The 9256-nt window shown below is 58.6% G+C and carries 8 protein-coding genes; 3 read left to right on the top strand and 5 right to left on the bottom strand.

Going from position 1 to position 9256, the window contains the following annotated elements; all coding sequences use genetic code 11:
• The 5 genes from mnmE to rpmH form a co-directional block, all read right to left on the bottom strand.
• On the bottom strand, positions 1–1379 hold a 1379-nt coding region (gene mnmE / locus KBA32_RS15075), incomplete at its 3' end, for a tRNA uridine-5-carboxymethylaminomethyl(34) synthesis GTPase MnmE (protein ID WP_294360588.1).
• Positions 1345–3030: a membrane protein insertase YidC gene (gene yidC / locus KBA32_RS15070; protein ID WP_294360585.1), complete on the bottom strand. Its 1686-nt coding sequence runs from the start codon at positions 3028–3030 to the stop codon at positions 1345–1347. The genes mnmE and yidC, both read right to left, overlap by 35 nt.
• Positions 3031–3050: 20 nt before the next feature.
• Positions 3051–3260, bottom strand: coding sequence for a membrane protein insertion efficiency factor YidD (gene yidD / locus KBA32_RS15065; protein ID WP_294360582.1), 210 nt, complete (start codon positions 3258–3260; stop codon positions 3051–3053).
• Positions 3261–3264: 4 nt separating this feature from the next.
• A complete protein-coding gene (gene rnpA / locus KBA32_RS15060) occupies positions 3265–3660 on the bottom strand; it encodes a ribonuclease P protein component (protein ID WP_294360579.1) in 396 nt (131 codons plus the stop codon).
• Complete coding sequence (rpmH, locus tag KBA32_RS15055; protein WP_294270699.1) at positions 3657–3791, bottom strand: 50S ribosomal protein L34; 135 nt, start codon at positions 3789–3791, stop codon at positions 3657–3659. The genes rnpA and rpmH overlap by 4 nt, the downstream gene beginning before the upstream one ends.
• 307 nt (positions 3792–4098) lie before the next feature.
• On the opposite strand from rpmH, the gene dnaA reads away from it, so the two are divergent.
• The 3 genes from dnaA to gyrB form a co-directional block, all read left to right on the top strand.
• Entirely contained in the window at positions 4099–5502 is a 1404-nt protein-coding gene (dnaA, locus tag KBA32_RS15050) for a chromosomal replication initiator protein DnaA (protein ID WP_294360576.1), read from the top strand.
• Between the two features lie 212 nt (positions 5503–5714).
• On the top strand, positions 5715–6827 hold the full coding sequence (gene dnaN, locus KBA32_RS15045; RefSeq protein ID WP_294360573.1) for a DNA polymerase III subunit beta: 1113 nt from the start codon (positions 5715–5717) through the stop codon (positions 6825–6827).
• Between the two features lie 60 nt (positions 6828–6887).
• A partial coding sequence (gene gyrB / locus KBA32_RS15040) for a DNA topoisomerase (ATP-hydrolyzing) subunit B (protein WP_294360571.1) occupies positions 6888–9256 on the top strand: 2369 nt, incomplete at its 3' end.

Here is a 9256-nt window from a genome sequence, read left to right as displayed (position 1 = left end):
CCTATGCAGAAGCGCCCGAAGATCTCGCCCAGAAGGTCATCCGCCGAAAACTCGCCGGTAATCCCGGACAAGGCTTGTTGCGCCAGGCGCAGTTCCTCGGCGAACAGCTCCAGTTGCGGGAGTTGTGCCTGCGCAGCAGCGATGTGCTCCTGCGTATCGGTGAGCGCGCGTAGATGACGCTCGCGGGCGATGAAAACGTCTTCGGTTGGGTGCCAGCCGGCGATGCGCAGCAATTCGCGGCGCAGGAGATCGATGCCGTCGCCGTGTTTCGCCGACAGCGAGATGGCGACGCCGTCACTTTCGTCGTGACGTTCAGCAGCGCGTCCGGCAAGATCGACCTTGTTATAGACGGTGATACGGGAGAGTGAAGCGGGCAATTGCGCAAGGATCGCGCGCTCCGCATCGCCGACACCGGTGCGTGCATCGACGAGCAGCACGACGACGTCTGCTCGCTCGATCTCGCGCCAGGTGCGTTCGATGCCGATCTTTTCGACCGCGTCGTCCGTATCGCGCAGTCCGGCGGTATCGATCACGTGCAGGGGAATGCCATCGACCTGCAGCGTGCTGCGCACGACGTCGCGCGTGGTGCCGGCAACCGGCGTCACGATCGCCAGATCGTCGCCGGCAAGCCGGTTGAGCAGGCTGGACTTGCCGACGTTCGGCAGGCCGGCCAGGACGACGTGCAGACCGCCCTGCAGGAGCTTTCCCTGGCGCGCCCGATCAAACACCTGCGTGAGGCGCGCCTGCAGGCGTGCAAGGCGACCAAAGGCGTCGGCGGCTTCGAGGAAATCGACTTCTTCCTCCGGAAAATCGAGCGTGGCTTCAACCAGTGCGCGCAATTCAGTAAGCTGGTCGAGCATAACGTGAATTTCCTTCGAGAACTCGCCTTGCAGCGAACGCACCGCGCTACGCGCGGCGGCTTTCGTCGAAGCATCGATCAGATCGACAACGGCTTCAGCTTGCGCAAGATCGAGCTTGCCGTTGAGAAACGCACGTCGCGTGAACTCGCCGGGTTCGGCAAGCCGCGCGCCGAGGTCCAGGCAGCGCGCGAGCAGCATCTGCAGGACGACCATGCCGCCGTGCCCCTGTAGTTCAAGGACATCTTCACCGGTAAAGGAATGCGGAGCCGGGAAATACAGCAGCAGCCCGCTGTCGATGACACCGCCGTTTTCGCCGTAAAATTCGGCGAGCGTGGCGACTCGCGGCTTGGGACTTTTTCCGCTGACCTGATGGGCGAACTCGAGAAGATTCTGTCCGGAAATCCGGATGATCCCGACACCGCCACGACCTTGCGCCGTGGCAATGGCGGCGATTGTTTCAGCGGGCGCCGAAACGGTGGCCCGGTCAGGCCTTTGCGTCGTTTGCGGCTTTTCCGCCACTACCGAGCATCCGGGTGATCTGCCATTGCTGCGCAATCGACAGGATGTTATTGACTACCCAGTAGAGCACCAGGCCCGACGGGAAGAAGAGGAACATGCCGCCGAAGATGAACGGCATGAGCATCATCATCTTGGCCTGGATCGGATCGGGCGGCGTTGGGTTGAGCTTCGTTTGGATCAGCATTGTGGCGATCATGATCACCGGCAGGACATAGTAGGGATCCTGCGACGACAGATCGTGAATCCACAGAATCCATGGTGCGTCGCGCATCTCGACCGCGCCAAGCAAGGCCCAGTAAAGTGCGATGAACACCGGAATCTGTACGGCAATCGGCAGGCAACCGCCGAGCGGGTTGATCTTCTCGGTCTTGTAGAGATTCATCATCTCCATGTTGAGCTTCTGCTTATCGTCGCCACAGCGCTCACGCAGGGCCGTCATGCGCGGCGCAATCGCCTTCATCTTGGCCATCGACTTGTAGCTGGCGGCCGAGAGCGGGAAGAAGATCGCCTTGATGGCAACGGTCAGCAGCACGATTGCCCAGCCCCAGTTGCCTACCAGCTTGTGGATGAAATCGAGGCACCAGAAGATCGGTGCGGCGACGATCGTCAGCCAGCCATAATCGACGACGAGCGGCAAACCTTGCGCACCGATACCGCCCTCGGCTGTCGGCTTGGCCAACTGTTCAAGCATCGACTGGATCTGCGGTCCAGCATAGAGCGACACGACGTTGCTGGCCTTCGCGCCTGGCGCGACCGTGGCAACCGGTACGATGACTCCAGCCGTCACCGCCGGATTGGCGCCGCCGTCGAGCTTGCGCACAAAGAACTCGCGCGCCTGCTGCTCCTGCGGAATCCAGGCCGAGACGAAGTAGTGTTGCACCATCGCCATCCAGCCGTTGTCAGCCTTCTGGACAAACTTGGCCGAACCCTTCTCGATGTCCTTGAAGTTGATCTTCTGGTACTTCTCCTGCTCCGTGTAGATCGCCGGACCGGTGTAGGTGCTGACCATACTGCTTTCGCCAGCCGGCGCCGCGATATCGCGTTGCAGCTGGTAGTAGGCGTGCGCGGCGATTTCCTTCTGGCTCCCGTTGTCAATCTCGGTCGCGACGTTGATCAGGTAGCTGCCACGATTGAAGGTATAGATCTTGGTGACCTTGACACCATCGACAGCGGGAGTTTCGAGGCGCAGCTCGACGCTTTTTGCATCGGTGGCCAGTTCGCGGCTGCCGGGCGCTACAGAAAACACCGTCTTGTGGTTGGGAAGCCCCTCGCCAATCAGGCCGCTTTGCGCTGCGTACTGATGTTTGGCGTCGAACAGCGAGAAGTTGCGCGACTTGTCTTCGCTTGCCTTGTAACTGTTGAGTTCGAGGCCGACGACCGTACCACCGAGCGTCGATACGTCAGCGACAAACAGATCGGTCTTGACCTTGACGATCTCGGCCTTGGCGCTCCCTGCCGTCGAATTGCCCTCCGGTACGGAAGCGGCCGAGACCGGGGCCGGCGCGCTCGTCTCCGGCACGGGCGCAGTCGCCGTCGCGGCGGGTGCAGTTGCCAGCGGTGCCTGTGGATTGTTGTGCTTTTGCCATGCTTCCCAGAGCATGACCAGAGAGAATGAGAAGACGAAGACAAGAATCAGGCGTCGGGTATCCATGAACGGCCTATACAAGAGAATCAGGGAACGGGATCAAAACCACCCGCATTCCACGGATGGCAACGAGAGATGCGCTTGATGCCAAGACGAAGGCCTTTATACGCGCCATACTTCTGCACCGATTCGGCGGTGTATTCCGAACAACTCGGGAAAAAACGGCAGCGGCTCCCCAGGAAAGGGCTGATCGCATACTTGTAGAAACGAATCAGTGCCAGCAGCAATAATTTCATCGGCTCATCGTTCAGGTGAAATCATTTTGCCCAGCAAACCCCGGATTTCTTCCGCGAGGACTCGCCGGTCCAGCGGCACCGGTTTGGTCGACAAGCGCAGGACGAAGTCGTATGCCCGCAACCGGCAACGCATGATGCGAAAACTCTCTCTTGCCAGCCGTTTGACCAGATTCCGGTCTACCGAGCGTCGCAAGAGCCGTTTGGCAACGACGACGCCCAGACGGGCGCCCGTCGCTTCTTCTGCCGCACGAACGCGGTAATGTAGCAGGAAATACCTGCCTCTAACGGTCTTCCTGAAACCAAAAACGGATGAAAAATCATCCGTTTTTGTCAGTCGATACGTCTTGGGAAATACAGCGCAAGCAGAACTGCGCTTATCCGCCGGCTGTTCGGTGTTCAAACGGCCAAACGATGACGACCTTTGGCACGACGGGCACGAATTACGGCACGACCGCCGCGGGTGGCCATACGGACGAGGAAGCCATGGGTACGCTTGCGACGAATAACCGACGGTTGATAGGTGCGTTTCATAATTAAACCCTTGAAGTCATTGCAAAGTAAACGCGCAATTAAACATGCGATTACTAACGGTTGTCAAGCCGAAATTTTGGCCGATGCTGTGGATAACTTCGTTGCGACAGGTTAGAATCAGGCCCTTACGTCGGACGCCGTTTGCGTTGCCTGACATCAAAGCAGAAGCAATTTCTGTTCGTATCAATACAACCGTGTTTGACTACCCAGCATTCTTATTGCCCGGTTCCGGATGGTTGTTTTGAAATGCCAAACGCCGCATTGTGGCTTTAAAAAATCTAATCGGGATTGTGTCAATTCGTCAGCAATGAGTAGCTTCTGGATTTCCTGTCTGAGTCAGTTTGAACAAGAATTGCCACCACAGCAGTTCAACACCTGGATACGCCCGCTCCGGCTCGAAGGCGAAGACGACGCAGCAAACGGCCTGCGACTCTACGCGCCCAACGGTTTCATCCTTAAGTGGGTCAAGGAACGCTATCTGACGCGTATCGAGGAACTCGGAAGTGCCTTCTTCTCGGCGCCGGTCAGTGTCTCAATGATGGTCGCCGAGCGCAGCCCGGCACCGTCAGCCGCAACGAGGACCGTACCGACCGCTACGGGCGCGGTTGCCAAGCCGGTGGCGCCGGCGCCGACACCAGCGTTTGCCGCCGTCGAGCGGCCTCTGGAAAGAGTACGCTCCGATTACGAGAAGACGCGGCTCATCCCCGGCTTTACGTTCGAGAATCTGATCGTCGGCAAAGCCAATGACCTCGCGCGCGCCGCATCGGCCCAGGTCGCGACGAACCCCGGCGGAGCGGCGTACAACCCGATGTTCATCTACGGCGGGGCCGGTCTGGGCAAGACACACTTGATCCACGCCATCGGCAATAGAATCCTCGAACAGAATCCGGGCAAGGTCGTTCGCTATGTCCATGCGGAGGATTACTACTCCGATGTTGTGCGAGCGTATCAGACCAAATCGTTCGATGCCTTCAAGCGCTACTACCGCTCGCTCGATGTGCTCCTGCTCGACGACGTCCAGTTCTTCAATGGCAAGAACCGGACGCAGGAAGAGTTTTTCTTTGTCTTCAACGCGCTGATCGAAGCGAAGAAGCAGATCGTCATCAGCTGCGATACCTATCCGAAGGATATATCCGGGCTCGAGGATCGCCTGATCACACGTTTCGACTGGGGCCTCACGGTGCAGATCGAGCCACCGGAGATCGAGATGCGTGTCGCCATTCTGAAGAAGAAGGCCGAAGCGGAATCGGTCGCGCTCGACGATGAAGTCGCCTTTTATATTGCGAAACATTTGCGGTCGAACGTGCGCGAGCTCGAAGGCGCGTTGAAGAAGGTACTCGCCTACGCGTCGTTCCACGGACGCAAGATCGATCTCGAACTGGCGAAAGAGTCGCTCAAGGATCTGATCGGTGCCGTCAATCGGCAAATTACAGTCGAGAACATCCAGAAGACGGTTGCCGACTACTTCAAGATCAAGGTTGCCGATCTTTATTCGAAGAAGCGCACCCGGCAGATTGCCAGGCCCCGGCAAGTCGCCATGTGGCTTGCCAAGAACCTGACTTCACAGAGTTACCCGTCGATCGGGGAAGCGTTCGGCGGTCGTGATCACACGACGGTATTGCACGCGGTGCGGACGATCGAGTCCCTGCGCAGCAAGGACAACGAGTTGAACCACGATGTGCATGTGTTGTTGCAGGTTTTGAAGGGTTGAGAGGGGTTCCTGTATAAATTCGTGTACAGCTTGTGAATAATTTGTGCGTGATCGTTGAATTATTGCCCCGCGCGTAATTTGTTCATTTTTGTCCACAGGGGAATACAGAGCTTCTACAAACGGTTTTTGTTTTGTAAATGTATGAAAGTATTAAGGTAATTTTTGATATTCACAGGATTGTCTTCGAGATTATCTTTATAGGATTTATATATATGGTTCTTATAAAAACCCAACGCGATTCGCTTCTGGCTCCGCTTCAGTCAGTTTCCGGGATCGTCGAAAAGAAACATACGCTACCGATCCTGTCGAATGTCCTGCTCGAAAAACATGGAGATCGGCTCACCCTGCTGGCGACCGACATTGAAATCCAGATTACGACGTCCACACCCGTCGCTTCGAACGAAGGCGACGGCGCAGTGACGGTTGGCGCACGCAAGTTGCAGGACATCCTGCGTTCGCTGCCGGACAGTGCCGAGGTTAGTCTGAATCTCGAAGAGAAGCGCTTGCAGGTCAAGGCCGGCAAGAGCCGCTTCAATCTGCAGACCTTGCCGGCCGAGGATTTCCCGCGCATGGCGCTGGCCGATGGCGAAATCCATAAGATCGTCGTCACGCAAAAGCAGTTCCGCCGCCTGCTCGCGCAAACCCAGTTCGCGATGGCGGCCCAGGATGTCCGCTACTATCTGAACGGCCTGCTGATCCTCGCCGAAGGCAACGAGTTGCGCACAGTCGCTACCGACGGTCACCGCCTGGCCTACGCCAGCATGCAGTTGGAGGGCGATACGGATTTGCCGCGCCAGGAAATGATCCTGCCGCGCAAGACCGTCCTCGAATTGAGCCGCTTGCTGGCCGACAGCGACGAGCTGCTGCAGATCGAACTGACGAGCAACCAGATCCGCTTCCAGTTCGGCAACATCAACCTTGTCTCAAAGCTGATCGACGGCAAGTTCCCGGACTACGAACGCGTCATTCCGGCGGCGCTGAAGAATTTCGTGACCTTGAACCGGGCGGCTTTGCTCCAGTCGATGGTGCGTGCTGCGATTCTGACCAACGAGAAGTTCCGCGGCGTGCGCCTGGTGCTGACGCCCGGCAGCCTGAAGATCATTGCCGCCAACGCGGAGCAGGAAGAGGCTCAGGAGGAAATAGAAGTCGAATACGTTGGCGATGCGATCGACGTCGGTTTCAACGTCGGCTATCTGCTCGACGTCCTCAACAATTCATCGGCAGAGTCGATCGAATGGGGATTCAACGACGCCAATTCGAGCGCACTGCTGACGATTCCGGGTAACGAGCGGTTCAAGTACGTCGTAATGCCGATGCGCATCTAGCGGGCTGCAAGCGAACACACTAGCCACACTGGTTTCACGTGAAACAAAACTGGAAAAAGCATGATTGAAGAGAATGGCCCGTCCGCCTACGACGAATCGAGTATTCAACAACTCGAGGGTTTGGAAGCGGTCCGCAAACGTCCCGGAATGTACATCGGCGACACGTCGGACGGTACAGGTTTGCATCACATGGTTTTCGAGGTCGTCGATAACGCGATCGACGAAGCGCTCGCCGGACATTGCGACGACATCGTGATCACCATTCACGCCGACAATTCGATTTCGGTGGCCGACAACGGGCGCGGGATTCCGACGGGCGTCAAGTTCGACGACAAGAACGAACCCAAGCGTTCCGCCGCAGAAATCGTCATGTGCGTGCTGCACGCCGGCGGCAAGTTCAACCAGAACTCGTACAAGGTCTCGGGCGGCCTGCACGGCGTTGGTGTTTCCTGCGTCAACGCGCTCTCGAAATGGCTGCGCCTGACGATTCGCCGCGACGGCAAGAAGTACCAGCTCGACTTCAACCGCGGAAGCGTCGTCAATCGCCTGATCGAAGTCCAGAATGGCGTTGAAGTGTCGCCGTTGCGCATCGTCGGCGATACGGAGCGCCGCGGTACGGAAGTCCACTTCATGGCTGACGAGGAAATCTTCGGCCACGTCGAATTCCACTACGAAATCCTCGCCAAGCGCCTGCGTGAGTTGTCCTTCCTCAACAACGGCGTGCGCATTCGCCTGCTCGATCAGCGTACCGGCAAGGAAGAGGACTTTGCGTTTGCCGGTGGCGTCAAAGGCTTCGTCGATTACATCAACCGCGCCAAGACCGTACTGCACCCGAACGTCTTCTATTCGACGGGCGAATCGGCGATTCCGACTGGCGGCGCGATCAGCGTCGAAGTGGCGATGCAGTGGAACGACTCCTACGCCGAGCAGGTGCTCTGCTTCACCAACAACATCCCGCAAGCCGACGGCGGCACGCACCTCACCGGCTTGCGCGCGGCGATGACCCGCGTGATCAACAAGTACATCGAGGAAAACGAGATCGCCAAAAAGGCGAAGGTCGACATCTCCGGCGACGACATGCGCGAAGGCTTGGCTTGTGTGTTGTCGGTGAAGATGCCCGACCCGAAGTTCGCTTCGCAGACCAAGATGAAGCTCGTCTCCTCAGAAGCACGGCCGGCCGTCGAGGAAGTCGTTGCCGCCAAGCTGGCCGAATTCCTCGACGAGCGCCCCGTCGATGCCAAGGTGATCACCGGCAAGATCGTCGAAGCCGCACGCGCACGCGACGCCGCACGCAAAGCGCGCGAAATGACCCGGCGTAAGGGCCTGCTCGACGGCGTCGGGTTGCCCGGCAAGCTCGCCGACTGTCAGGAAAAGGACCCGGCACTGTGCGAACTCTACCTCGTCGAGGGCGACTCCGCCGGCGGCTCGGCCAAGCAGGGGCGCGACCGGAAGTTCCAGGCGATCCTGCCGCTCAAGGGCAAGATCCTCAACGTCGAGAAGGCGCGTTTCGACAAGCTGATCTCGTCGCAAGAAATTGCCACGTTGATCACCGCACTCGGCACCGGCATCGGCAAAGACGAGTACAAGCCCGAGAAGCTGCGTTATCACCGCCTGATCATCATGACCGACGCCGACGTCGACGGCGCGCACATCCGTACCCTGCTCCTCACCTTCTTTTACCGGCAGATGCCCGAACTCGTCGAAGGCGGCCACATCTACATCGCCCAGCCGCCGCTGTACAAGGTCAAGCATGGCAAGACCGAGCGTTACATCAAGGATGACGCGGCGCTGAACCAGTTCCTGCTCACGCTGGCGCTGGAGGATTCGGTGCTGGTGCCGAAGACCGGCGCAGCACCAATCTCGGGGTCGGCCCTGGAAGAACTCGCACGCGAGTACCTGCTTGCCGAGTCGATCATCAACCGCCTATCCCACCTTATAGAACCCGCAGTACTGCACGCCCTTGTCACGGCCAACGTGCAAATTGACCTCGGTAGCCAGGAGGCCGCGCAGGTGAGCGCCGATACGCTGATGCGTGCAATCGACGGCAAGCTCGGCATCAATGTTTTTGCCCGCTACGACGAGGCTGAAGAGCGTTGGCAGCTGCGGCTGGAGAAGATGCATCACGGCAACCTCAAGGTTAGCGTCATCGACGACGATCTTCTGGTCAGCGGCGACTACGCGCAGCTGCGCAAGACGGCGGAGATCCTCGCCGATCTCTACGGTACGGGTGGATACGTGACGCGCGGCGAAAAGAAGCAAGCGGTCGCCAGCTTCGCCGAAACGATGCGTTGGCTGCTCAACGAAGTCGAGCGCGGCATCAGCAAGCAGCGCTACAAAGGTCTCGGCGAAATGAACCCCGAGCAGCTCTGGGAAACGACGATGGATCCGAACGTCCGCCGCCTGCTGCGCGTGCAGATCGAAGACGCGAT

The organism is Propionivibrio sp. (genome assembly GCF_017995515.1).
Lineage (GTDB): Bacteria > Pseudomonadota > Gammaproteobacteria > Burkholderiales > Rhodocyclaceae > Propionivibrio.
The sequence above is the reverse complement of the archived record's forward strand: the minus strand, read 5'-3'. Positions and strand labels throughout refer to the sequence as shown.

Coding starts and splice junctions, on each gene's coding strand:
- yidC (WP_294360585.1), bottom strand. CDS start 3,030: ATGGATACCCGACGCCTGATTCTTGTCTTCGTCTTCTCATTCTCTCTG.
- yidD (WP_294360582.1), bottom strand. CDS start 3,260: ATGAAATTATTGCTGCTGGCACTGATTCGTTTCTACAAGTATGCGATC.
- rpmH (WP_294270699.1), bottom strand. CDS start 3,791: ATGAAACGCACCTATCAACCGTCGGTTATTCGTCGCAAGCGTACCCAT.
- dnaA (WP_294360576.1), top strand. CDS start 4,099: ATGAGTAGCTTCTGGATTTCCTGTCTGAGTCAGTTTGAACAAGAATTG.
- dnaN (WP_294360573.1), top strand. CDS start 5,715: ATGGTTCTTATAAAAACCCAACGCGATTCGCTTCTGGCTCCGCTTCAG.